This window comes from Wolbachia endosymbiont of Madathamugadia hiepei (assembly GCF_013366855.1).
In the GTDB taxonomy this organism is placed as follows: domain Bacteria; phylum Pseudomonadota; class Alphaproteobacteria; order Rickettsiales; family Anaplasmataceae; genus Wolbachia.
Window position 1 is genome coordinate 1 of sequence record NZ_WQMP01000190.1, and the last position, 1,346, is coordinate 1,346.

At 37.4% G+C, this 1,346-nt stretch carries 1 protein-coding gene and 1 pseudogene; one reads left to right on the forward strand and one right to left on the reverse strand.

What is annotated here, in order from left to right:
* Positions 1-6: 6 nt before the first annotated feature.
* Positions 7-174, forward strand: a pseudogene (locus tag GO685_RS05270) (IS5-like element ISSoc13 family transposase); the annotation flags it as partial.
* A 185-nt stretch (positions 175-359) separates the two neighbouring features.
* On the opposite strand, the gene GO685_RS05275 reads toward GO685_RS05270, so the two are convergent.
* The coding region (locus GO685_RS05275) for an aldehyde dehydrogenase family protein (protein WP_175937874.1) at positions 360-1,346 on the reverse strand (987 nt) is incomplete at its 5' end.

Genomic DNA, 1,346 nt, shown 5'->3' on the forward strand with positions numbered 1-1,346 from the left:
AATTGAAAAGTGAAGAGAGACTACGACAAACATCTTTATAAAGAGCGGCATTTGATTGAATGCTTCTTTGGAAAAATCAAGAACTTTAGACGTGTTTTTTCTCGATTTGACAAGACTGCTGAGGTTTTTATGGGTTTTTTAAACTTCGTTGGTTCTCTCATATGGCTTCTCTAAAATTTTGTTCACAGAGACTAAGTTAAACTACCAGTTTTTGCTACATTTTTCCTTATTTTCCCATGACGAAATTTTGTTCACAGGGCCTAAAGTGAATTAGGAATACTTTGTGAAACATGTTCAACCCTGCGTCATACTCTGGGACATACATCCAACATTTTTAAAAGAAGAAAAATACCTTCAAATCAATCCAAGCACATAAGCGTAGTATTACCGCCAAATGCTGTAGTGTTGACACTCACAACTTTTTCTGTGGAGAAACGCTGTAGATAATGAGGTCCCCCAGCTTTTGGTCCAGTGCCGGATAGTCCTCTACCGCCAAACGGTTGTATGCCAACTGCTGCACCTATCTGATTGCGATTGATGTACACATTTCCAACTGATATTTTCTTGCTTATTAAATCGATCTGATTTTGTATTCGGCTTTGCAAAGAGAACGTAAGCCCATATCCTGTACTGTTTATATCACTTATAACTTCATTTAACTGCGACTTATTAAAACGTATAATATGTAAAATGGGGCCAAACACTTCTTGCTTTAATTGCGGAATTTTTTGTGTCTCATAAATATATGGAGGAAAGAAATAACCATTATGAGAATTTGTATTCATGGGTACCTTGGATAAAAGGCTTGAATCCTTATCTCTTGACATTTTCTCCGTGTGCTTATTCAGCATATCTATAGATGCTTTGTCAATTATTGGACCAATATCAGTACTCAGTTGTATTGGATCACCAATCTTTAATTCTTGAACTGCATCGCATATCATTTTTATCTGTTTCTCTGCTATATCCTCTTGAATAAATAATACTCTAAGTGCAGAACAGCGTTGACCAGCGCTACGGAATGCAGAAACTAAAACATCTACAGTCACTTGTTCTAAGAGAGCAGAACTGTCAACAATCATAGCATTTAATCCACCAGTTTCAGCAATAAGTGGCACAATAGGGCCGTCTCTGCTAGCAAGCATTCTATTAATTATTTGAGCAGTCTGTGTTGAACCAGTAAAAGCTACACCGGAAATTCTATTATCTGGTATTAATGTTTCACCTAAATACCGACCATTTCCTGGAATAAGGTGCAGTGCGTTTTTTGGTATCCCAGCCTCGTGTAGTATCTTAACAGCTTCGCAAGCAATAATCGTCGTTTGCTCTGCTGGTTTTGCCAGTAC